The organism is Streptomonospora halophila, assembly GCF_039542725.1.
Taxonomy (GTDB): Bacteria; Actinomycetota; Actinomycetes; order Streptosporangiales; family Streptosporangiaceae; genus Streptomonospora; species Streptomonospora halophila.
Map to the genome: position 1 here is coordinate 21,012 of NZ_BAABIK010000012.1, position 23,111 is coordinate 44,122.

Consider the following 23,111-nt stretch of genomic DNA (forward strand, 5'->3'; position numbering starts at 1 on the left):
AGCAACTTCCGCGAAATATTGATTAACATTCCGCCTCTTGACGCGGCCTTTCCGGCGGGTCAGCCTGTTGCTGATAACGCAGTGAGATGCATAGTACGAAACGTGACGGGCGTACCCGCCCGCGCCGCACCGGTTGCCCGTGTTCCGAGGGGGACGCCAATGACCGCCTCCGTTCCGCCGCCACGCACCCACCGCCCCCCGCGCCCGCGCGTCGTGATCATCGGCGCCGGCATCGTCGGCTGCGCCCTGGCCGACGAGCTCACCGCCCGCGGACTCCACGACGTCACCGTCCTGGAGCAGGGGCCGCTGTTCGCCACCGGCGGCTCCAGCTCGCACGCGCCGGGCCTGGTGTTCGCCACCAACCCGTCCAAGACGATGACCGAGTTCGCGAAGTACACCGTGGCCAAGTACTCCCGGCTCGACCTCGACGGCCGGTGGTGCTTCCGTGCCGTGGGCGGCCTGGAGGCGGCCACCACGCCCCAGCGCTGGGACGACCTCAAGCGCAAGCTCGGCCTTGCGCGCTCCTGGGGTGTGCGGGCCGAGCTCGTCGGGCCGGACGAGTGCGCGCGGATGTGGCCGCTGCTCGACAGCGACCGGGTCCTGGGCGGGCTGTACACCCCCGACGACGGGCTGGCCAAGGCGGTGCGCGCCGGCGAGGCCCAGGCGCGCGCCGCGACGGCGCGGGGCGCGGCCTTCTTGGACCACCACACCGTGGTGGGGGTCGAGCGCGACGGCGGCCGGGTGCGCGGGGTGGTCACCGACCGCGGCGCCTTCCCCGCCGACGTCGTGGTTTCGGCGGCCGGGTTCTGGGGGCCGGCGATCGGGCGGATGGCCGGAGTCGCGGTCCCGCTGCTGCCCCTGGCCCACCAGTACGCCTTCACCGCGCCCGTCGAGGGGGTGGAGAACCCGCCCGAGATCGAGGCGCGCCGCCCGCTGCTGCGCCATCAGGACCGCGACCTCTACTTCCGCGAGCACGGGGACCGGATCGGGATCGGCTCCTATGCACACCGTCCCATGCCGGTGCACCTGGCCGACGTCGCCGAGCCCGGCGCGGAGGCCTCCGAGGACATGCCCTCGAAACTGGAGTTCACCCCCGCCGACTTCGACCCGAGCTGGCGCGACAGCGTGGAGCTGCTGCCTGCCCTGGCCGGCTCCACGATCGAGGAGGGCTTCAACGGCGTCTTCTCGTTCACGCCGGACGGCATGCCGCTGCTGGGCGAGTCGCGGGCGCTGCGCGGGTTCTGGCTGGCCGAGGCCGTGTGGGTGACCCACTCCGCCGGCGCGGCCCGGGCCGTCGCCGAATGGATCGCCGAGGGCCGCCCCTCGACCGACGTGCACGAGTGCGACGTGCACCGCTTCGAGGACGCGCAGCTCTCCCCCGCCTACGTGGCCGACCGCGGCAAGCAGAGCTTCGTCGAGGTCTACGACGTCGTGCACCCGGCGCAGCCGATCGAGGGGCCGCGCCCGCTGCGCACCAGCCCCTTCTACCAGCGCGAGCGCGATCTGGGCGCGTTCTTCCTGGAGGGCGGCGGTTGGGAGCGGCCGCACTGGTACACGGCCAACGCCCCGCTGGTGCGCCCCGAGGACGAGGGTGCCGTGCACGACCCCTGGGCCGCCCGCTACCACTCCCCCCTCGTCTGCGCCGAGGCCCGCGCGACCCGCGAGGGCGTGGCGCTGTATGACATGACGCCGCTGAAGCGGCTGGAGGTCAGCGGTCCGGGCGCGCTCGCGTTCCTGCAGCGCATGACCACCAACCAGCTCGACCGCAAACCCGGAGGCGTCGCCTACACGCTGCTGCTGGATCCCGGCGGCGGAGTGCGCAGCGACCTCACCGTCGCCCGCCTGGACGAGGACTTCTTCCAGGTCGCCGTGAGCAGCAGCCTCGACGTCGAGTGGCTGCGCGCCCACCTGCCCGCCGACGGCTCGGCGGTCCTGCGCGAGACCACGGCGGGCACCTGCTGCATCGGGGTGTGGGGGCCGCTCGCGCGCGACCTGGTGCAGCCGCTCAGCGGGGACGACCTCTCGCACGAGGGTTTCGGCTTCTTCAAGGCCCGGCGTGTGCACATCGGGCATGTGCCGGTGCTCGCCCTGCGGGTGTCCTACGTGGGCGAGCTGGGCTGGGAGCTCTACACCGGCGCCGACCTGGGCCTGCGGCTGTGGGACACGCTGTGGGAGGCCGGGCGCGGACTGGGCGCGGTCGCCGCGGGCCGCGGGGCCTTCAACAGCCTGCGGCTGGAGAAGGGCTACCGCCTGGCCGGCACCGACATGACCACCGAACACGACCCCTATGAGGCCGGTCTGGGGTTCGCGGTTCGGCTGGACAAGGGCGACTTCATCGGGCGCGAGGCCGTCGCCGCCGCAGCGGAGCGCGAGCCCCGGCGCAGGCTGAGCTGCCTGACCCTGGACGACCCGGAGCGCACGGCGATGGGCCGCGAACCGGTGCTCGTCGACGGCGCGCCCGCCGGATACGTCACCAGCGCCGCCTACAGCACGACATTGGGCCGAACCGTCGCCTACGCGTGGCTGCCCGCCGAGGCCGGCCTGCCCGGCACCGCCGTGGAGGTGGAGTACTTCGGCGAGCCGCTGGCCGCCACCGTGGCCGCCGAACCGCTGTTCGACCCGCAGATGGCCCGCATCCGCCGCTGAATGCGCACACCGCGCCCCGTACCGAGGAGCGGCCGCGGGCGAGCACCTGCCCCTCCGACCGCGACACCTTCCGCATCCGCCGCCGAGGAGGCACCCACCCTATGGACCGCTCCTACGACGTCGCCGTCATCGGACTCGGCGCGATGGGCAGCGCCGCCGCCTACCACCTGGCCGCACGCGGGCAGCGCGTGCTCGGCCTGGAGCGCTTCGGCCCCGCCCACGACCGGGGCTCCAGCCACGGCGGGTCGCGCATCATCCGCCAGGCCTACTTCGAGCACCCCGACTACGTTCCGCTGCTGCTGCGCGCCTACGAGCTGTGGGAGGCGCTGGAGCGCGACTCCGGGACCGGCCTGCTGACCGTGACCGGCGCGCTGATGGTGGGCCGGCCCGGAACCCGCACCGTGGCCGGCAGCCGCGACTCGGCCCGGCGGTGGGGACTGGCGCACGAGATGCTGGACGCCGGCGACATCCGCCGCCGCTTCCCCACGATGGCGCCGCAGGCCGACGAGGTCGCCCTCTACGAAGAGCGCGGCGGGTTCGTGCGGCCCGAGGCCGCGGTGTCCGCGCACCTCGGCCTGGCCGAACGGTCAGGGGCCGACCTGCGCTTCCACGAACCCGTGCACACCTGGACCGCTCTACCCGGGGGCGAAGGCGTGCGGATCGCCACCGCCGAGGACTCCTACACCGCCGCACGGCTGGTGGTGTGCCCGGGCGCGTGGGCGCCGCGACTGCTGGCGGACCTCGGCGTGGACTTCACCGTCGAACGGCAGGTGCAGTACTGGTTCGCGCCGCGCGGCGGCACCGCGCCGTTCACACCCGACCGCCATCCCGTCTACGTGTGGGAGGCGCCCGCGGGCGTGCAGGTCTACGGGTTCCCCGCCTATGAGGGACCGGGCGAGGGCGTCAAGACCGCGTTCTTCCGGCGCGGCACCGCCTGCACTCCGGAGTCCCTGGACCGCAGGATCCATCCCGCCGAGATCGCGGCGATCGCCGACCACCTGAGCACCCGCATCCCCGACCTGCCCGGCGGCTTCCTGCGCGGCGCCGCCTGCATGTACACCACCACCGCCGACGAGCACTTCGTGATCGGCGCCCACCCCGAGCACCCCCAGGTCACCGTCGCCTGCGGGTTCTCCGGGCACGGGTTCAAGTTCACCCCGGTGGTCGGCGAGATCGCCGCCGACCTGGCGACCGAGGGGACCACCGCCCACCCCGTCGACCTGTTCGAGCCGCGGCCGCGCCGCGCCGCGGCGGCCCCGCAGGAGGTGGCCCGTTGACAGCGACCGACCCCGACGCCCCCGGTACGGCGGCCCCGCCCGCGGAGCTGCTGCCCACGCTTGCGGGGCACTACTACACCGATCCCGCGGTGTTCGCCCGCGAGCAGGAGCTGATCCTTGAGTCCCACTGGTTCTGCGCGGTGCGCAGCGCCGACCTGGCCCGGCCGGGCGCCTTCCGCACCGCGACCGTGGGGCGGGAGAGCGTGCTGGTCTGCCGCACCCGCTCCGGCGCCGTACGCGCGTTCTTGAACGTGTGCCGGCACCGCGGAGCGCAGCTGTGCACCGCCGAGTCCGGCGAGGTCCGCCGCTCGCTGCAGTGCCCGTACCACGCCTGGACCTACGACCTGGACGGGCGCCTGGTGGCCGCGCCCAACATGGCCGACATGCCCGGCGTCGACAAGCGCGAGCGCGGTCTCATCGGCGTGCACGTGCGCGAGTGGCTGGGGTACGTGTGGGTGTGCCTGGCCGACGAGCCGCCGTCCTTCGACGAGACGGTGCGCGGCGCGGTGGCGCGGCGCCTCGGCGACGAGGACGTGGTGGAGCGCTACGGCGTCGAGGGGCTGGCGCTGGGCCGGCGCATCTCCTACGACGTCGCGGCCAACTGGAAGCTGGTCGTCGAGAACTTCATGGAGTGCTACCACTGCGGCACCATCCATCCCGAGCTGACCGAGGTGCTGCCGGAGTTCGCCGAGGGCTACGCCGCGCAGTACCACGTGGGCCACGGGGCGGAGTTCGGCTCCGACGTCGACGGGTTCACCGTCGACGGCACGGCCGGGTTCGGCCGCCTCGGCGGCGTCGGCGAGGAGCAGGACCGCCGCTACTACGCCGTCACCGTGCGGCCGCAGGTGTTCCTCAACCTGGTACCCGACCACGTGATCGTGCACCGCATGTTCCCGCTGGCCCCCGACCGCACGCTGATCGAGTGCGACTGGCTCTACAGCCCCGAGGTGGTGGAGTCCGGAACCGACCTGTCCCACTCGGTGGAGCTGTTCGACCGCGTCAACCGCCAGGACTTCGAGGCCTGCGAGCGCTGCCAGCCGGCCATGTCCTCGCGCGCCTACCGCACGGGCGGGGTGCTGGTGCCGGTCGAGCACCACATCGCCGAGTTCCACGCCTGGGTCGCCGACCTGCTCGGCGACCCCCCGGAGTAGGGCGGGCGCGGCAGGGGCGGGGCGCGTGAGGGCACGCGCCCCGCTGCACCGCGCCGCACCGGCCTCCGTACGTCACTCGGGCAGCGGGGCGCGGGGACCGCGCAGCGCCGGCTCGCTCCGCGCGGCGACCAGCCAGTCCAGCGCGCGCTGGCCGCGCACCACGGTGTTGCGCAGGGAGCCCACGCCGGTGATCTCGATGTCGACCACGTCGTCCTCCTGCAGCGTGAAATCCATGTCCGGCACGATTCCGGTTCCGGTGGCCAGGACGGCGCCGTCGGGGAAGGGATAGCAGTCGAACAGGCTGGAGACCAGGTCCTCGGGCCTGCGGCGCAGGCCGGCCAGCGCGACCTCGCCGGTGAACGCCTCCTCGCCGCCGCGCAGCACGCTCATCCGCACGGCACCGGCGCGCGGGTCGTCGAGCTCCCAGACCGGTCTGACGAAGGCGCCGAGAGCGCACCCTCCGGCGTAGACCTTGGCCTGGGGCAGGTAGAGGGCGTTCTCCCCCTCGATGGAGCGGGAGCTGACGTCGTCGCAGACGCCGTATCCGACGATCTCCGCGTGGGCGTTGACGAAGAGCGCCAGCTCGGGCTCCGGCACGTCCAGGGCGGAGTCGGCGCGCACGCCGATGGGCTCGCCGTCGGTCACCACCCGCCAGGCGACCGACTTGAAGAACAGCTCGGGGCGGTCGGCGTCGTAGACGCGGTCGTAGAGGTCGGCGCTGTCGCTCTCCTCGCCGCGCGCCTCGCGGGAGCGCTCGTAGGTCACGCCGCCGGCCCACACCTCGGTGCCGCCGTCGACGGGGGGCAGGACCGCGACGTCCGCCAGCCGGGCCGCGAGCCGCTCGCCGGACGCGGCGGCGGCCAGTTCGCGGATCTCGGCCAGCGGTCTGCCCAGCAGATCGGCCATGTCGCGCACGTCGGGGAGCGGACGAACGACCGCCTCGCCATCGTCGTCGCCGAGTCCTACGCGCACGCGCCCGTCGGCATCGGCGTAGCGGAGAATCCCGCGCACTGTTCGCACCCTTCCGTCGCTCGGCTCCACACAACCGTTCAACATGCAGAACAGTGAACGGCATGTTGAACGTAACACCGAACGGCCACTGGCGTACATCACCCGCGGGCGGGAATTTGACCTGCGCCACAACGGCCGCTTAACGTCCCTTTCATCATGCTGACTTCCGTTCCACATGTTGAACACCCGGGACCGACGCGCAGTGCACCGCGTCCGGGACCCCGGCCGTGAGGGAGCGCGTACGCCGGACGGGCACCGCGGCGGCCGCCGCGCTAGCGGGGCTCGGGGGCGCCCATGCGCGCGCCGAGGTCGCCGGCCAGGCCGCGCAGCCGCTCCGCCCGCTCCCGCTGCCGTCCCGCCGAAGCGGCGGTGGCCAGCCCGGTGAAGCTCACGGCCGCCGCCTGCCCCCGCGTGGCGGTGCCGGGCACCGTCGCCGCCAGGCACAGCAGGCCCTCCAGGGTCTCGCCGGAGTCGAGGGCGTACCCGCGCTCGCGCACCGCGTCGAGGTCGCGCCGCAGCTCGTCGGGGTCGGTGATGGATTCGGCGGTGGGGTGCGGCAGCGGTCCCGCCGCATCGAGCCGCGCGGCCAGCTCCGCGGGGGGCAGTTCGGCGAGCATGGCCTTGCCCGTGGCGGTGGTCGTCGCCGGCAGCGGACGGCCGATCTGCGAGGCCAGCACCACCGGGTGGCGCCCGTCGCGCCGCGCCAGGTAGACGACCTCCAGCCCGGTCTCGCCGAGGACCGCCAGCTGGACGGTCTCCTCCTGGCAGTCGTCGCGTTCGCGGCAGACGTCCTGGAACTCGCGGACGATGTCGACGCCGGCCAGGTAGGCCTCGGCGTAGCCCACGAGGCGCCGCCCCAGCCCGAAGCCCTCGGGGGTGCGGCGCACCAGCCCGGCCTCCGCAAGCGCGCCGCAGACGTTGGAGACCGACGACTTCGCCGCGCCGAGCCCGCGCGCGAGCTCGGCCAGCGAGACCGCCCGGCCGCGCCGCTCGGCGAGCATGTCGAGGATGGCCGCCGCCCGCGTGACCGCCGGCGCCAGCGAGCGCTCACCCTGCGCCGCTCCGTCGTCCATGCCCGCGGCCACCTCCCGCGCCTGTCGGATCACCGATGCGGGGAGCCGCCTTCCGGCACCCCGCCGCGGGTTCAACATACTGAACACGGGCCGCCGCCGCACCCGCCGCCCGAGCACAGCACGCCCGCGACCGGGCGCCGAGGTCCGCCGGTCCCCGGGCCGGTCCCCATCGCCAGCCACGACACCGCAGAGGAGTGCCCGCAATGACCAGCACCGACGAGAACGAATCCGACCGCCGCAGCACGCACTGGTTCGGCGCGAGCGGCCGGTCGGGGATGCTCTACCGGTCCTGGATGCGCAACCAGGGCTTCAGCGACGAGGTCTTCGACGGCCGCCCGGTCATCGGGATCGCCGTCTCCGGATCGGAGCTGGCCCCCTGCAACGCCCATCTCTCCCGTGTCGCCGAATCGGTCAAGCGCGGGGTCTGGCAGGCCGGGGGCTTTCCTCTGGAGTTCCCCGTCATGGCCCTGGGCGAGACGGTGCTGCGGCCCACCGCGATGCTGTACCGCAACCTGCTGGCCATGGAGGCCGAGGAGCTGATGCGCGCCAACCCGCTGGACGGGGTCGTGCTGCTCTCCGGCTGCGACAAGACGACGCCGGGCCTGCTGATGGCCGCCGCCAGCACCGACCTGCCCGCGCTGATGATCACCGGCGGGCCGATGCTCAACGGCAAGTTCCGGGGCGAGGACATCGGCTCGGGCACCCATGTGTGGAAGTTCGAGGAGGAGGTGCGCGCCGGGCGGATGACCGAGGCCGACTGCTCCTTCGCCGAGTCGTGCATGTCCCGCTCCAACGGCCACTGCATGACCATGGGCACCGCCTCGACGATGGCGTGCATGGCCGAGGCCCTGGGCATGCAGCCGGCCTACGCCGCGACGTGGCCGGCGGTGGACGCCCGGCGCTACGCCGCCGCGCAGCGCTCGGGCCGGCGCATCGTCGAGATGGTCGAGCAGGACGTGCGGCCCTCCTCCATCATGACCCGCGAGGCCTTCGAGAACGCGATCCGGATCAACGCCGCCATCGGCGGCTCCACCAACGCCGTCATCCACCTGCTGGCGATCGCCGGGCGGCTGGGCGTGGACCTGAGCCTGGACGACTTCGACGTGCTGGCGCGCGAGGTGCCGACGCTGCTGGACCTGATGCCCAGCGGCCGGTTCCTGATGGAGGACTTCTGCTATGCGGGCGGACTGCCCGCGGTCGTCGCCGAACTGGGCGGGCTGCTGCACGCCGACGCGCCCACGGTGACCGGCGAGCCCCTCGGGGCGGCCGCGCGCACCGCCGAGTGCCACAACCGCGAGGTCATCCGGCCGATCGACGACCCGCTGCAGCCCGCCGGCACCGGCACCGCCGTGCTGCGCGGCAACCTGGCGCCCTCCGGGGCGGTGGTCAAGCAGTCGGCGGCGAGCCCGCACCTGCTCGTCCACCGCGGTCGGGCGCTGGTCTTCGACTCCCCCGAGGAGTACTACGCGGTCGCCGATGACCCCGAGCTCGACGTCGACGCCGACACCGTGCTGGTGCTGCGCAACTGCGGCCCGGCCGGCTACCCCGGCATGCCCGAGGTCAGCAACGTCGCGCTGCCCTCCAAGCTGCTCGCCCAAGGCGTGAGCGACATGGTGCGCATCTGCGACGGGCGCATGTCCGGGACCGCCTACGGCACGGTGGTGCTGCACACCGCGCCCGAAGCCGCCGTGGGCGGCCCGCTGGCGCTGGTGCGCGACGGCGACGAGATCAGCCTGGACGTCCCGGCGCGCACGCTGACCCTGCACGTCGACGACGCCGAGCTGGAGCGCCGCCGCGCCGAGTGGGCTGCGCCCCGCCCGCATTCGGACCGCGGCTGGGTGCGCCTGTACTGCGAACGCGTGCTCCAGGCCGACCGGGGCGCCGACCTGGACTTCCTGGTCGGCTCCAGCGGCCACGAGGTCCCGCGCGAGTCCCACTGACCCCGCTCCCCCGAGCGCGCGCCGTGTGCGCCTCCGGGGGCTGTGCGGGTCCGAGCGCACCGGAGGCGGGAACCGAGCGACCGGCCGGCCGACCTGCTTCCGGTGCCTTCGCCTGCCGTAGCTGTGCCAAATATCGAATATCGTTCTATACTTCGGCCTGCAAGGACCCCGTTCGCGCCCGGGCGGGTCCGCAGCCTAGCCTGGGCGCGTTCCGCCGCCCTCAGGGAGGACCGCACGCCGATGGCCCGCCGCACCCCCGCTCTCCTGCGTGCCCTGGACATCCTGGAGCTGTTCACCGACGGGCGGGAGTCGGTCAGCGCGCCCGAGGTGGTCGAGGAGCTCGACCTGCCGCGCACCACGGTGCACGAGCTCCTGCACACCCTGGTCGACCGGCAGTACCTCGATCCCCACCCCGAGATCCCCGGCCGCTACCGGCTCGGCCTGCAGTTGTTCCGGCTGGGCAGCGCCTACGCCGAAGGGCTCGACACCGCGCGCACCGGCCGGCAGACCGCCCGCGAGCTGGTGGAGGCGTGCAACGAGACCTCGCACGTGGCCGTCCTCGACGACGTGCACATCGTCTACGTCGCCAAGGTCGACAGCTCGCACGCGGTGCGGATGGTCTCCACCCTGGGCGGGCGCATCCCGGCACACTGCACCGCGCTGGGCAAGGTATTGCTGGCTGCGCTGCCCGAGCACGAGCTGCGCACGCGGCTCGCGCGGACTCCGCCCGAGCCGATGACGCCGCGCAGCATCACCGGGGTGCCCGCGCTGCTCGACGAGCTGCGGCGCGTCCGCGAGGCGGGCACCGCGGTGGAGATCTGCGAGTCCAACCCCGACGTGTGCTGTGTGGCGGCTCCCGTGCGCGACCGCACCGACCAGGTCGTGGCGGCCGTGAGCGTCTCGGTGCCGCTGCACCGCTGGTCCGAGGAGCGCCGCGCGGAGCTGGAGGACCTCGTGGCCGACGGGGCGCGCCGCTTCACCACCGCGTTGGGCGGGCGCGTCCGGGCCTGATGGGTGCGAGGCCCAGCGGGGGCGGAGCTGGGCGGGCCGCGTGCGGGTGCGCATCGGTGCGTGCGGCGGATGCGCGCGGCGGCGCGGCCGGACACGGCAGCCGGCGGGCGCGGCCCGAAAGCCGCACCCGCCGGAGCGCGCGTCCTCAGAACACCAGCACGGACAGCCCGTAAAGCGCGCACACCAGTGCGAACGCCATCAGGCCCACGGCGGTGGCCTGGACCGTCCAGGTGCGCAGCGTCGTCTTCGTGTCCATCTCCAGGAAGCCGCGCACGAGCCAGAAGCCCGAGTCGTTGACGTGGGACAGCACGATCCCGCCGGCGCACATGGCGAGGACGATCAGCGCCAGCTCGAACTGCGAGTGCCCGCCCGCGGCCTGCACGGCCGGCGCCAGCAGCCCGGCCGCGGTCGTGGTGGCCACGGTCGCCGAGCCCTGGGCCACCCGCATCACCACGGCGATCAGGAACGCGGCCACGATGAGCGGCAGACCCATCGCGTCCAGCCCGTCGGCCAGCGCGTCGCCGATGCGGCTCTCGGCCATGACCGCACCGAACATGCCGCCGGCGCCGGTGAGCAGGATGATCGTGCATACGGGCGCCAGCGCGCGGTCGATGAGGCGCTCCAGCGACGCGCCGTCGCCGCGGCGGCGCCACCCGAGCAGGTACAGGGCGGCCAGCACGGTGATCAGCAGCGCCGCCGGAGTCTGGCCGAGCGCTTGCAGCGACTGCACCCACAGCGCCTTCTTGTCGACGGCGCCGGCGGCGCCGAGTGTCTCCAGTCCGGTGTTGACGAAGATCAGCACCACCGGCAGCAGCAGCAGGAACAGCAGCACCGGCATGCGCGGCGGGGCGACCGGCTCCTGCTGCCCGGGGCCGGAGCCGCCGCCGTCCGCGGGGCCGCTGCGCTCCGCGGAGCCGTCCGACCCGGCGCCGGGACCGCCCAGGATCGCCGGGATGGGCACATCGTTGCGGGCGCCCAGCCAACGGCCGAGCAGGTAGCCGCTGACGTACCAGGTGGGCAGGGCCACCAGCAGGCCGGTGAGCACCACGACGCCCATGTCCGCGCCGACCAGCTGGGTGGCCGCGACCGGTCCCGGGTGGGGCGGCAGCAGCGCGTGCATGGCCAGGAAGGCGCCGGTGGCCGGCAGGGCGTAGAGCAGCACCGACCCGCCCATGCGCCGGGCGACCGAGAAGATGATGGGCAGCATCACCACGAACGCGGCGTCCAGGAAGATCGGGAAGCCGAACAGCAGTGAGGCGACGCTCAGCGCGAGCGGCGCGCGGCGCTCGCCGAACAGGCGGGTGAGCCCGTCGCAGAGCACCTGGGCGCCGCCGGAGACCTCGATGAGCCGGCCGAGGATCGCGCCGAACCCGATCAGCAGGACGACCTCGCCGAGTGTCGAGCCCAGCCCGTCGAGGAGCAGGGGTACGAGCTTGCCCGGAGGTGTTCCGGTGGCCAGCGCGGTCGCGGCGCTGACCAGGATCAGCGCGAGGACGGCGTGCAGGCGCACCTTGATGATGAGAAAGAGCAGGGTGGCGATGGATAGCACGGCGACGGCGAGGAGCCATGCCGTGGGGAGGTTCGCTGTATCTGCCATGGATGGGGACCTGTCCGAGGGCTGGTTGCGGTGGCGCGCGTCGGTGCGCGCCGTCGGGGGCGGGGGGCGCGGCCGCCGGCGGCGCGGGGGCCGGGGCGGCTGGGGGCGCCGCTGATCGTGAGGGGCGTGCGGTGGCGGTGCATCGCCGCACCTCGGTGTTCTATATTTCGGACGACGTCTGCTATTTCGTCACCTTAGATTCGCGGTGTGCGGCAGGTCAACCCGGCCAGTGGCGCGCATCACCGGTCGGGTGCGCCGGACACCCTCCCGTTGACCGGCTCCCGCGCCACCCATAAGGTGCAGTGACGATATAGAGAACATCGTTCGGTATACAGAACAGAGTGCATCCCGGACGCTCCGCCGCCCCTGCGCCGGCGGACTCCGCCCTCCGACCCGTCGCCCCCGCCGTGAGGACCGCCATGACCGACTCCGCGCCGCACCCGCCCCCCGGCCGCGCCGCGCTCGACGCGCTCGGCCTGCCCGCAACCGACGCAGAACCGCCCGCCTCCCCGCTGGCGTTCCCCGACGGGGGCGCCTGGCGGTTGGAGATCCCCAGCGTCGAGGGCCCGGGAGCGCTGCAGGCGGTGCTGTCGGCCGCCGCGGAGTGGGAGGTGCCGATCCACCGCGTCTCGCAGGGGTCGGGCGTGACCATGCTGACCGACGGCGAGATCACCGAGATGGTGCGGACGTGCGCGGAGGCCGGCGTCGAGCTGTGCCTGTTCGCCCGCCCCGGCGCCAACTGGGACATCGGCGCCGCGCGGGACAGCGCCGCCGGCTCGGCCTCCTCCCGCAGCAGAGGCGCCGCGCAGCTCGAAGCGGGGGTCGCCGAGGCCGAGCGGGCGGCGTCGCTGGGCGTGCGCAGCCTGCTGGTGGCCGACGAGGGCCTGCTGTGGGTGCTGCACAGCAGGCGGGCCGACGGCGACCTGCCCGCCGACCTGCAGCTGAAGGTCTCGGTGATGGCGGGCCCGGTCAACCCGGCGGCGCTGGCCGTGCAGGAGCGCCTGGGCGCCGACACCGTCAATGTCCCCTCGGACCTGAGCCTGCACCAGCTGGCCGAGTTGCGGGCGGCCGGACCGGTGACCCTGGACTTCTACGTCGAGGCGCCCGACAACATCGGCGGGTTCGTGCGCCACCACGAGATCGCCGGGATCATCCGCGCGGCGGCGCCGGTGTACGTGAAGTTCGGCTTGCGCAACGCGCCCGACGTCTATCCCGCGGGCGAGCAGCTCAGCGCGGTGGTGGCGGCCTCGTCCCGCGAACGGGTCCGCCGCGCGCGCCTGGGCCTGGACGCGCTCGCGCGCACTCCGGACCCGCCGCGGATGTCCGCACCGGGCCGGCGCGAGCAGCCCGGGTGCGCCCGCTTCGCGCCCACCGGATTCGCGGGGGGGAGCGCATCGGCGTGACGCGGTTCCGCTCCGTGTCGCGTTCGACGGTACGTCCGCGGCGGGCGGCGCCCGACGGGTGCCCCCGCCCGGCGGGCCCAGCGGGGTGCGGCATACTCGTGCAGCGGCGCCACCGGCGGGCCTGCGCCCACCTGCCCGACCGGCCTGACCGGCCCGACCGGCCCCGACCGGCGGCTGCGCACCGCGCCCCGCCGGGGCTCCGACGACGCGGCGGGAGCGGGGCTCCCGCAGGCCGCCTGCCGCTCTCGGCGCCCCGCGCGGCAGAATGGCGATCGGCGACACACCCCCGGTCAGCGGGCGCACGGGTGACGGGGCCGACAGCGGGGCAGGCCGGGATGAGGAGGCGCCCGCCGATCGGTCCCCCGACGCCGCCGGCCGCCCTGCGGCTCCCGGGCGGGCCGGGCGTGAGCGGGACGGCTCCGGTCGCCCCGGTCGCGGCGCAGCCGTGGTAGGAACAACAACGGAAAGCGCATTCCATCCGACCGCACGCCAACGCGAGGAAGCAGACGATGACCCAGACCGGTATTCGTGACACCACCGACGCGGAGCTGGACCGCATCCTGGAGTCCGCGGCCGAGGCGGCCGAGGCGTTCGGCGCCCTGGCACCGCGCGAGCGCGCCGCCATGCTGCGCGCCGTCGGCGACGCCGTCGACGCGGCGGCCGACGATCTCGTGCCGATCGCCCGGCGCGAGAGCCGCCTGCCCGAGGCACGGCTCAAAGGCGAGTTGGCACGCACGACGTTCCAGCTGCGGCTGTTCGCCGAGGTGCTGGAGGACGGCGCCTACCTGGAGGCCGCCGTCGACCACCCCGACCCCGAATGGCCGGTGGGCCCGCGTCCCGACGTGCGCCGCATCCTGGAGCCGCTGGGACCGGTGGTGGTGTTCGGCGCCAGCAACTTCCCCTTCGCCTTCAGCGTGATCGGCGGCGACAGCGCCTCGGCCCTGGCTGCGGGCAACCCCGTCGTCGTCAAGGCCCACCCCGGCCACCCGGAGCTGTCGGTGCGCACCGGCGAGGTCGTCACGGCCGCGCTGCGCGCCGCCGGCGCGCCCGACGGCGTCTTCTCCGTGGTCCTCGGCCAGGAGACCGGCCGCAGCGCGGTGCTGCACCCGCTCACCCGCGCCGTCGGGTTCACCGGGTCGATCCCCGGCGGCCGGGCGCTGCACGACCTCGCGGTCGGCCGCCCCGACCCGATCCCCTTCTACGGCGAGCTGGGCAGCCTCAACCCCGTCTTCGTCACCCGCGCCGCGGCGAAGGCGCGCGCCGACGAGATCCTCAGCGGCTACGCCGACTCGTTCACCCTGGGCACGGGCCAGTTCTGCACCAAGCCAGGCGTACTGCTGGTGCCCGAGGGGACCCCGATGGACTCCCTGGCCGAGTCCGTCCGGGAGCGCCCGGGCGCGCCGATGCTCAACGAGCGGATCGAGCACGGCTACGCCGAGGGCTACCGGTCGCTGGCCGGCCACGACGCGGTCGAGGTCCTGGTCGAGGGCGGCCGGCACGACGACGCGGACGGGACGTCGGTGTGGACGCCGTCGCTGGTGCGCACCACGGCCACGCGGTTCCTGGAGAACTCCGAGGACCTGCTGGAGGAGCGCTTCGGCCCGGTCTCGCTGGTGGTCACCTACACCGACCCGGCCGAGGCGCTCGGCGTCGCCGACGCCCTGCCGGGCCAGCTCACCGCCACCGTGCACGGCGAGGACAGCGACGACCAGGCGGGGCCGCTGCTGGACCGCCTGCGCCGCCGCGCGGGCCGCGTGCTGTGGAACGGCTGGCCCACCGGGGTCTCGGTCACCCACGCCATGCACCACGGCGGCCCCTACCCCGCGACCACGTCGGTGCTGCACACATCGGTGGGCAGCACGGCGATCCGCCGCTTCCTGCGGCCGGTGTGCTACCAGCAGATCCCCCAGCACCACCTGCCCGAGGCCCTGCGCGACGGCAACCCTCTCGGCATCCCCCGCCGCATCGACGGCGAGCTCCGCCTGCCCTGAGGCTCCCGTCGGTACCGGGGCCCAGCCCGCCCGGGCCCAGCCCACGTCGCGGCCGCGCCCATCCGCCCGGGCGCGGCCGCGACGTGCACCGCCCTCGCCGCCCTCGTCGCCTGCTCAACCAGCAAGCACCCGAACCGATCCCCGCGGGCTGAGCCACCCACCGCCCTCGCCGCCCCCGTCGCGCGGGGCACCATCGGACACGTGGACCGGACACGTGGACGCGCCTACTGGCACGGCTTCCACAGAACGCGCGGTCTCAGCCGGCTGCCGACGCGCAGCGGCGGCGCGACCCGCTGCGGCGCGGTCTTCGACTCTCGGCCGCAGCGCCCCGGGACGTGCTCTTCCACGGCGCCGCGGGGCGCGACCGTATGGGCTGGTCGCCATGCTCCTGCCCTCTCTCGCCGAGGTCGGCGCCGCGGCCACGTGGGATAGGCCGGTTGGCCGGGGTGTTCGGCGCCCACATTGCGGCGCTGCGCGCACGGCTGCTCGGCTGAGGGCTCAGTGCGCGCCCGAGCCGCTCACGTCGGGGCTCCACCCCAGTTCCTCGCTGATGGCGGCGGCGGTCCGCTGCAAGGGCCGTACCAGATCAAGAAGCTGCGGACGGTCGAGGACCATGTTCGGCGCCGAGACCGAGACCGCCGCCGTGACCGTTCCCGCGGCGTCGCGGATCGGGGCGGCCACGCAGTGGATGAACTCCTCGTGCTCGAAGTCGTCGAGCGCCCATCCCCGATCGGCGACCTCGGCGAGGTCGGCGGCCAGCTCTTCACGGGTCGTGCGGGTGTTGGGGGTGCAGCGGTCGTAGGGCGGCTCGCCCAGCAGCCCGTCGCGCTCGTCTTGCGGCATCGCGGCCAGGACCGCCTTGCCCACGCCCGTCGCGTGCAGCGGAGCGGGGGCTCCGATGCGGGAGTACATGCGCACCGCGTGGCTCGACTCCACCTTGTCCAGGTAGACCATGGCGCGGCCCTCGCGCGCCGCCAGGTGCACGGTATGCCCGCAAGCGGTGCCCAGCTCACGCAGGTGGCCGGCCGCCGCGGCGCGCACGTCCAAGCCCTCCAGCGCGACCTGCGCGAGGCTGGTCATGCGCGGTCCGATCCGGTAGCGGCCGTCCTCCATGCGCCGCACGAACCGCTCCTCCTCCAGCGTGCGCAGCAGGCGCAGGGACGTCGTGCGGTGCACGTCCAGCCGCCGTCCGAGGTCGCTGATGGTCGCCGGCCCCGAGGCCAGCTCGACGAGTATCCGCAGGGCTCGTTCCACACTGCTGGACATCCGGGCCCCTTCCTTACTCGCTCGGCCGCGCTTTCGCCCCACGGGCCGCGCGGTCCCACTGCGGCGACAACCCCTGCTCGGCACCGCCTACGGGCGACTCGCCGCCGCCTGCCGACAACCCGCCGCCTGCCGACGACACCCCGTCGCCGCCCTCCGCCAACCCGCCGTCACCGGTGTCCGACCGCGGCGGGATGTCGCCGGGCACCAGCAGCACCGCTCCGGCCAGCCGCGCTCCCCCGGCCAGGCACTCCTGCACCCCCGCTCCCGTGAGCAGTCCGTGCAGCACGCCCGCCGCGAAGGCGTCGCCGGCGCCGGTGGGCTCGACGACGGTGACCGCCGGCGCGGGCTCGTACCAGTATTCGCCACCGCGGAAAGCGGTCGCTCCCCGCCCTCCCTGCTTGACGACCACCAGGCCGGGGCCGCCGCGGGTCCCGCCGCCGCGGTCGCCACCGGGACCGTCCAGGAGGTCGCGCACCTCGTGGGGTTCGGTCGCGCCCCACAGCGCGGCCGCCTCGTCGAGGCCGCAGAACACCACGTCGGCGCGGCGTGCCGCCTGGAGCACGAGCTCCGCCTCGGCGGGCCCGTGCAGGGCGGGCCGGTAGTTGACGTCGAAGCTGCGCAGGGTACCCGGCATCAGCCCGTCCAGCAGGCCGTCGACCAGCTCGCGGCAGCTGTCGGAGAGCACGGCGGTGATCCCCGTGGTGTGCACCAGCCGCGGCTGCGCGGCGCGCACCCGCGCGGCGTCGGCGGCACCGAGGGCCGAGGCGGCCGAGTCGGTGCGGTAGTAGCGCACGCGCGTGCCGCCGGCGCCGTCGGGCTCCTTGACGTAGAGGCCGGTGCGGCGCTGCGGGTCGGTGCGCACGGCGCAGTGCACGCCCTCGGCCCCGAGCCGCGCCAGCACGTGGCGGCCGAACGGGTCGTCGCCCAGGGCGCTGTGCCAGGCGACGCGGTGGCCCGCCCGGGCCAGATAGACCGCGACGTTGGACTCCGCACCGCCGATCTCCAGCCGGTAGCCGGGTGGGGGATCGCCCAGCAACCGGGAGGTGCCCGGCTCAGGCGTACCGGGCTCGGGCACCAGCAGCGCCATGGTCTCCCCGACGCACACCGCCTCGGCGCCGCCGGGCGCGGCCCCTGCCTCCGGCTGGTGATCACTGCTCACGCGGGACCTCCCCGTCGGCCGTTTTTGAACCGCCGCTTGTTGACCATTGTCTCGGCGAAATGCTAAGCACTTGCTGACACATACGCAACATTGCTGCGCAGGCCGCAACACACCGGCGCAGTCACTGCGACACCGATCGGCTCTCGGAGGCGGGAATGTGGGATCTGCTGCTGCGCGGAGGCCGCGTCGTCGACCCCGCGTCAGGACTCGACGCGGTCGCCGACGTCGCCGTCCGCGGTGGCCGCATCGCCGAGGTGCGGCGGCACGGCGCCGGCAGCGGCCCGGCACCCGCCGCCGACGCGGCGGCCGAGGTCGTCGACGCCGACGGCCGCCTGGTAACGCCCGGCCTGGTCGACATGCACACCCACGTCTGGCACGGCGCCACCTACTGGGGCGTCGACCCCGATCCGGTCGCCTGGCGCACCGGCGTCACCACCTGGGTCGACGCGGGCTCCGCCGGCGCCTACAGCATGGACGGCCTGCGCCGGTTCGCCGCCGAACCGGCGCGGGTGCGCGTACACGCGCTGATCAACGTCTCGGCCCTCGGCCTGGTGGCCGAGACCGGCGAGCACCACGCGCTGGACAACCTCGACATCGACACCGCGGCCGCGGTCGCCGCCCGCCACGGCGACTTCGTGCGCGGGGTCAAGGCGCGCATCGACGCCCGAACGGTCGGCCGGCACGGCCTGGAGCCGCTGCACCGCGCCGCCGCGCTCGCCCGGCGTCTGGAGCGCCCGCTGATGGTGCACGTCGGCTACGGGCCGCCGACGATCGCCGACATCGCGCCCGTACTGGCCGAAGGCGACATCCTCACCCACTGCGCCTCCGGCTGCCCCTCGGACCTGGTCTCCGGCGGCCGCCTGACCGACCCCGCGCGCCGCGCCCTGGACGCCGGCGCGGTCTTCGACCTCGGCCACGGATCCGGCGCCCTGGCGTTCGACGTGCTGGAGACCGAGGTGGCCGAGGGGGTGCGTCCGACCGCATCCTCCGACCTGCACGCGCGCTCGGTGCACGGCCCCGCGTTCGACCTGCCCACGGTCATGGCCAAGCTGACGGCCGCCGGGGTGGGCCTGTCCGAGGCGGTCGCGGCCGCGACCGTGCGCCCCGCGCGAGCCCTCGGGCTGGACGCGGGCACGCTCGCGCCGGGCGCCGCGGCCGACATCGCCGTCTTCGACCTGGAGGAGGGCCGCTTCCCCGTGGTCGACGTGCACGGCACCGTCCGGGATGCGCCGGTCCGGCTCACCAACACGGCGACCTACGTCGGCGGCCGCCCGCTGCCCCCGTGCGCGGCCGAGCCCCCGGCGCCGTGGGTGCCGCTCAGCCCGGCGCAGAGCGGCGCCGAAAACGAGCGCGTACGGCGCACCCGGTCGGCGGTGCGGCGCCTGGAGCGCCCCGAGGACTTCGACGAGCCCTTCCCCCGGGACGGCGCATGACCGCCGCACCCGCACAGCAGCCGCCGACCGCCGAACAACCAGCCCGTCCTGAAGGGAGGGAGGCGGCGCGCGCCCCGCACGAAGCAGGCCGGGACGGCGCGCCGCACACCCGATGACCGAACCCGCATCCGCCCCGCCGCGCGGCGGCCCGCCGTCCGCCCTCGCCGGCTCCGGCCTGCCCGCCGGAGAGCTGGCCGTCCTCGACTCCGAACCCGTCGAGGCCCGGTCGCTGCCCGCGAGCCCCGCAAGCGCCGCCGATGTGCGCGCGGCCGGGCTGACGCTCCACGACCTGTGGCTGCCCGCGGTCGTGCTGCGCGAGGACGCGCTGCGCCACAACCTCGACCGCTTCGCCCGCTGGTGCGCCGACCGCGGCGCCGACCTCGCCCCGCACGGCAAGACCACGATGTCGCCGCACCTGTGGTCGGCACAACTGGACCGGGGGGCGTGGGGGCTGACTGCCGCCACCGTCGCCCAGGCCCGCGTGATGCGCCGGTTCGGCGCCCGCCGCGTCCTGATCGCCAACGAGGTGGTCGAACCGGCTCAGCTCGCCTGGCTGGCGCAAGAGCTGGCCGACCCCGGCTTCACCCCGATGTGCCTGGTCGACTCCGCCGCCGGGGCGGCGGCGCTGGAGGCCGCGATGGCGGACGCGCCCCGCCCGCTCCCGGTGCTGCTGGAACTGGGCGTGTCCGGGCGCCGCACGGGGGTGCGCGGCACCGAGGACGCCCTGGACCTCGCCCGCCGGATCGCGGCCGCCGATCGACTGCGCCTGGCCGGTGTCGAAGGCTACGAGGGGGTGCTTCCCCAGCGCCGCGACGGCGACGCGCCCGAGCGCGTCCGCGCGTGGCTGGCCGGCCTGGCCGAGTTCACCGCCCGCGCCGACGCCGAAGGGCTGTTCTTTGCCGCCGACGAGATCGTCGTCACCGCGGGCGGCAGCGCCTACCCCGACCTGGCCGCCGAGGCGCTCGCGGCGCTGCCGGAGCTCTCGCGCCCGCTTCGGCCCGTCATCCGCTCGGGCTGCTACATCACCCACGACGACATGTTCATGGAGCGCGCGTCGCCGCTGCGCAGCGGCGCCGATCCCGATCCGCTGCGGCCGGCGCTGACCTGCTACGCCCGGGTGCTCTCGTGCCCGGAGCCGGGCCGGGCCCTGCTCGGCGTCGGCAAGCGCGACGTGTCCTTCGACATCGACCTGCCCCGCCCCCGCGCCCTCCTGCGCGACGGCGGGCGGGTCCCGCTGGAGGACGAAGTCCGCGTGGTCGAGCTCAACGACCACCACGGCTTCCTCGACGTCGATGAGGGCGCGGGCGAGGCGGCGCCGCGGGTCGGCGACGTGGTCGAGCTCGGCCTGTCGCACGCCTGCACCGTCTTCGACAAGTGGCCGCTGATCCCCGTCCTGGACTCCCGGGACCGGGTGGTCGACGCCGTCCGCACCCTGTTCTGACCTGCGGTTCGGCGTCCGACCGCCGACCGCGCGCCGCCGTGGACCGCGTGCCGCACGGCGCTCGGGGCACAACACGGCACCCAACACACGGCACAACGCACGACACGATGCACACCACCGGAAAGGTCCGTCCCATCATGGCCAAGCGCACGATCCAGGCACCCAAGGCCGCCCCTCCCGGCGGCCCCTACTCCCCGGCCGTGGTGGCCGGCGACTTCGTCTACCTCTCCGGGGCGACCCCGCACCGCCTCGACCGCTCGCTCGTCGAGGGGCCCTTCGTCGACCAGGCCCGGGCGACGTTCGACAATCTCGCGGCGGTGGCCGAGGCGGCGGGCGCGAGCCTCGCGGACGCGGTCCGCGTGGGCGTCTACCTCCGCGACCTGGAGGACTTCGCCGCGATGAACGAGCTGTTCGCGGAGTACTTCGGCGGCGAGCCGCCGGCCCGTACCACGCTGCAGGCCGACCTGCCCGGCTTCGCCATCGAGGTCGACGCGGTGCTCTACCGGCCGGCCTAGCCGCGGGGTCGTCCGCCGGTGCCCCGCCGCCGGACCGCGGGCGCTGCGCGGCCCCGCGGGCCCTCGGGCCTTCCCGGCCGTCGCGTACGGGAAGGCGCGGGCCGGCCGCGGGCTAGGCGTCCGGGTTCCACGTGCTCGGCGAGAACAGCGCGAAGAGGATCATCGCCAGCAGGAGCGCGGCGGTGATGCGGTCGCCCGCCAGCACGGCCGCGCGCAGGCGGGGCTTGCCGTGCAGGTTCGTCCGGCGCGGCACCAGCTCGGGCTTGACCACGACCGCGGCGAAGACGCCGGCGAACACCAGCATCAGCACGATGACGAACAGCCGTCCGGCGTCCATGGGCGCTCAGCTCCTCTGCGGCCCCGCCGCGCCGCGGTGCGCGGCACGGGGCCTCGGATAACGGACGCACGCACCGCCGGTCCGGTTCCCCGGTCCGGCGGCCACCGGCCACCGGCCGTCCACCACTCACCACCCACTACCCACCCACTGTGCGGGCCGCCGTACCGCGGGCCCTGCGCCCCGGTCCCGGACCGCAACCCGCCGCCCCGCGCGGCACCCTCCCCATCCCCTGTCCCCGGCCGTCGCGGCCGGGCTTCCGGCAACGGAGGCAACAATGAACGACAACAGCCCCGTCTATCTGATCGCATTCGTCGGCACCCTGATCGTCATGCTCGGCATCGGCGTGTGGGTGTCCCGCCGCAACCGCAGCGGCGAGGACTTCCTGCTGGCCGGGCGCAAGCTCGGCACCCCCCTGCTCATGGGGACCACGCTGGCCACCCTGGTCGGGACCGGATCCAGCCTGGGCGCGGTGGGCTTCGCCTATGAGAACGGCTGGGCCGGCGCCCTCTACGGCATCGGCGGCGCTGCCGGAGTCCTCGCGCTGGTCTGGCTGTTCTCCGACGTCCGCCGCCACGGGTTCATGACCTTCGCCGAGGAGATGAGCTACTACTTCGGCGCCAACCGGCTGATCAAGGCCGTGGTGTCGATCGTCCTCCTCCTCGCCTCGGTGGGCTGGCTGGGCGCGCACATCATGGGCGGAGCCCTGTACCTGTCCTTCCTCACCGGCATGGATCCCGCCCTCGCCAAGGTCGTCGTCGCGCTCGGCTTCGGCCTCTACACGGTTGTCGGCGGTTACCTCGCCGTGGTGGTCACCGACGCGCTCCAGGGCACGATCCTCTTCGTCGGCTTCACCGTGCTCGCCGTCGTCTCCCTGGTCTACACCGGCGGCTTCAGCGGCATCCAGGAGGGCGCTCCCGAGGAGGCGACCTCCATGCTGGGGATCGAGGCCCTGGGCGCGCTTCCCGCTCTCTCGCTGGCGCTGGTCATCGCCGTCGGCGTGCTGGCCACTCCGTCCTATCGCCAGCGCATCTACTCCGCGGCCGACGTCGGCACCGTGCGGCGCAGCTTCAGCTGGGTGGCGCTGCTGTTCGCCGCCTTCGCGGTGCTCCCGGCCGTGGCCGGGCTCGCCGCCCGCGCGATCGACCCCGGTCTGGCGAACCCGGATGCCGCCTTCCCGATGCTGGCGACCACCGTCTTCCCCGTGTGGCTGGGCGCCTTCCTGCTGATCGCGGGGCTGTCGGCGACGATGTCCTCCGGCGACTCCGACGCCGTCGCGGGTGTGACCATCCTCCTGCGCGACGTGGTGCAGCTGGTCACCGGGCGGCTGCCGCGCGCCGAGCACATGGTGCGCTACTCGCGGATCGCGCTGGTGGGCGTGCTCGTCCTCGCGCTGGCGGGCGCGCTGATCGCCGACACGATCATCGACTACATCACGCTGATGATCTCCACGGTGCTGACCGGCCTGCTCGTCGCGTCGCTGCTGGGCAAGTTCTGGCCGCGGGCCACCTGGCAGGGCGGGCTGGCCGCGATGGTCGGCGGTTCGGCGGTGGCGCTCGCCGTGCAGAACATTCCGGCGTGGTCGGAGTTCTGGGGCAACCCGGTCATCCCGTCGATCGCGGCGGCCCTGGTGGCCGGCGTGGCGGTCAGCCTCGTCACGCCGAGGTCCCACGTCACCCGCGAGGAGGCGCTGCGGCTGCTGGCCGAGGAGCGGGCCGCGCTGGACGTGGGCACGCACCTGCGCGGCGCCGAGGGCTCCGAAGACGCCCCCGAGCGGACGGGCGGCACCGGCACCGAACCGCCCGAGCCGCGCCCCTGAGGCGAGGGCCCGCCGGTCGGCGTCCGGCGCCCGCAGCACGCGGG

17 protein-coding genes are annotated in these 23,111 nt (G+C 74.6%); 11 read left to right on the forward strand and 6 right to left on the reverse strand.

Features of this window, described 5'->3' with window-relative positions:
* Nucleotides 1-159: 159 nt before the first annotated feature.
* The 3 genes from ABEA15_RS11925 to ABEA15_RS11935 all read left to right on the forward strand — a co-directional run bounded on the left by ABEA15_RS11925 (nucleotide 160) and on the right by ABEA15_RS11935 (nucleotide 5,074).
* Nucleotides 160-2,646: a GcvT family protein gene (locus ABEA15_RS11925; protein ID WP_345556681.1), complete on the forward strand. Its 2,487-nt coding sequence runs from the start codon at nucleotides 160-162 to the stop codon at nucleotides 2,644-2,646.
* A gap of 101 nt (nucleotides 2,647-2,747) precedes the next feature.
* Nucleotides 2,748-3,923 carry an N-methyl-L-tryptophan oxidase gene (gene solA / locus ABEA15_RS11930; protein ID WP_345556682.1) on the forward strand — a complete coding sequence of 392 codons (1,176 nt, stop codon included), beginning with the start codon at nucleotides 2,748-2,750 and terminating at the stop codon, nucleotides 3,921-3,923.
* Complete coding sequence (locus ABEA15_RS11935; protein ID WP_345556683.1) at nucleotides 3,920-5,074, forward strand: aromatic ring-hydroxylating oxygenase subunit alpha; 1,155 nt, start codon at nucleotides 3,920-3,922, stop codon at nucleotides 5,072-5,074. The genes solA and ABEA15_RS11935 overlap by 4 nt, the downstream gene beginning before the upstream one ends.
* Before the next feature lie 72 nt (nucleotides 5,075-5,146).
* Here ABEA15_RS11935 and ABEA15_RS11940 read toward each other — a convergent pair whose 3' ends face one another.
* Both ABEA15_RS11940 and ABEA15_RS11945 read right to left on the reverse strand, forming a co-directional pair.
* Complete coding sequence (locus tag ABEA15_RS11940; protein WP_345556684.1) at nucleotides 5,147-6,085, reverse strand: fumarylacetoacetate hydrolase family protein; 939 nt, start codon at nucleotides 6,083-6,085, stop codon at nucleotides 5,147-5,149.
* Nucleotides 6,086-6,357: 272 nt separating this feature from the next.
* A complete protein-coding gene (locus ABEA15_RS11945) occupies nucleotides 6,358-7,158 on the reverse strand; it encodes an IclR family transcriptional regulator (protein ID WP_344145428.1) in 801 nt (266 codons plus the stop codon).
* 203 nt (nucleotides 7,159-7,361) lie between these two features.
* Between ABEA15_RS11945 and ABEA15_RS11950 the strand changes: the two genes are divergently transcribed.
* Together ABEA15_RS11950 and ABEA15_RS11955 are read left to right on the forward strand one after the other, a co-directional pair.
* Nucleotides 7,362-9,098 carry an IlvD/Edd family dehydratase gene (locus ABEA15_RS11950; protein ID WP_344145431.1) on the forward strand — a complete coding sequence of 579 codons (1,737 nt, stop codon included), beginning with the start codon at nucleotides 7,362-7,364 and terminating at the stop codon, nucleotides 9,096-9,098.
* 240 nt (nucleotides 9,099-9,338) lie between these two features.
* Nucleotides 9,339-10,109, forward strand: a complete 771-nt coding sequence (locus ABEA15_RS11955) for an IclR family transcriptional regulator (protein WP_344145433.1) — start codon at nucleotides 9,339-9,341, stop codon at nucleotides 10,107-10,109.
* Between the two features lie 145 nt (nucleotides 10,110-10,254).
* On the opposite strand, the gene ABEA15_RS11960 is transcribed toward ABEA15_RS11955, so the two are convergent.
* Nucleotides 10,255-11,706, reverse strand: coding sequence for a GntP family permease (locus ABEA15_RS11960; RefSeq protein WP_344145435.1), 1,452 nt, complete (start codon nucleotides 11,704-11,706; stop codon nucleotides 10,255-10,257).
* 419 nt (nucleotides 11,707-12,125) lie between these two features.
* Between ABEA15_RS11960 and ABEA15_RS11965 the strand changes: the two genes are divergently transcribed.
* Together ABEA15_RS11965 and ABEA15_RS11970 are read left to right on the forward strand one after the other, a co-directional pair.
* Nucleotides 12,126-13,109, forward strand: coding sequence for a hypothetical protein (locus tag ABEA15_RS11965; RefSeq protein ID WP_345556685.1), 984 nt, complete (start codon nucleotides 12,126-12,128; stop codon nucleotides 13,107-13,109).
* Nucleotides 13,110-13,618: 509 nt separating this feature from the next.
* Nucleotides 13,619-15,100, forward strand: coding sequence for an aldehyde dehydrogenase (NADP(+)) (locus ABEA15_RS11970; RefSeq protein ID WP_345556686.1), 1,482 nt, complete (start codon nucleotides 13,619-13,621; stop codon nucleotides 15,098-15,100).
* A 498-nt stretch (nucleotides 15,101-15,598) separates the two neighbouring features.
* Here the strand turns inward: ABEA15_RS11970 and ABEA15_RS11975 are convergent, their stop codons facing one another.
* Both ABEA15_RS11975 and ABEA15_RS11980 read right to left on the reverse strand, forming a co-directional pair.
* Nucleotides 15,599-16,366, reverse strand: coding sequence for an IclR family transcriptional regulator (locus ABEA15_RS11975; protein WP_344147219.1), 768 nt, complete (start codon nucleotides 16,364-16,366; stop codon nucleotides 15,599-15,601).
* A gap of 13 nt (nucleotides 16,367-16,379) precedes the next feature.
* Complete coding sequence (locus ABEA15_RS11980) at nucleotides 16,380-17,525, reverse strand: sugar kinase (RefSeq protein WP_345556687.1); 1,146 nt, start codon at nucleotides 17,523-17,525, stop codon at nucleotides 16,380-16,382.
* A 155-nt stretch (nucleotides 17,526-17,680) separates the two neighbouring features.
* Between ABEA15_RS11980 and ABEA15_RS11985 the strand changes: the two genes are divergently transcribed.
* The 3 genes from ABEA15_RS11985 (at nucleotide 17,681) to ABEA15_RS11995 (ending at nucleotide 20,914) form a co-directional block, all read left to right on the forward strand.
* Entirely contained in the window at nucleotides 17,681-18,958 is a 1,278-nt protein-coding gene (locus ABEA15_RS11985; protein WP_345556688.1) for an amidohydrolase family protein, read from the forward strand.
* A gap of 112 nt (nucleotides 18,959-19,070) precedes the next feature.
* Nucleotides 19,071-20,399 carry an alanine racemase gene (locus ABEA15_RS11990; RefSeq protein WP_345556689.1) on the forward strand — a complete coding sequence of 443 codons (1,329 nt, stop codon included), beginning with the start codon at nucleotides 19,071-19,073 and terminating at the stop codon, nucleotides 20,397-20,399.
* 137 nt (nucleotides 20,400-20,536) lie between these two features.
* Nucleotides 20,537-20,914 (forward strand): RidA family protein, encoded by a 378-nt coding sequence (locus ABEA15_RS11995; protein ID WP_344147443.1) that lies wholly within the window; start codon nucleotides 20,537-20,539, stop codon nucleotides 20,912-20,914.
* A gap of 112 nt (nucleotides 20,915-21,026) precedes the next feature.
* Here the strand turns inward: ABEA15_RS11995 and ABEA15_RS12000 are convergent, their stop codons facing one another.
* Nucleotides 21,027-21,251 (reverse strand): hypothetical protein, encoded by a 225-nt coding sequence (locus tag ABEA15_RS12000; RefSeq protein ID WP_344147231.1) that lies wholly within the window; start codon nucleotides 21,249-21,251, stop codon nucleotides 21,027-21,029.
* A gap of 274 nt (nucleotides 21,252-21,525) precedes the next feature.
* On the opposite strand from ABEA15_RS12000, the gene ABEA15_RS12005 reads away from it, so the two are divergent.
* Nucleotides 21,526-23,067 carry a sodium:solute symporter family protein gene (locus ABEA15_RS12005; RefSeq protein WP_344147234.1) on the forward strand — a complete coding sequence of 514 codons (1,542 nt, stop codon included), beginning with the start codon at nucleotides 21,526-21,528 and terminating at the stop codon, nucleotides 23,065-23,067.
* Nucleotides 23,068-23,111: the final 44 nt, after the last annotated feature.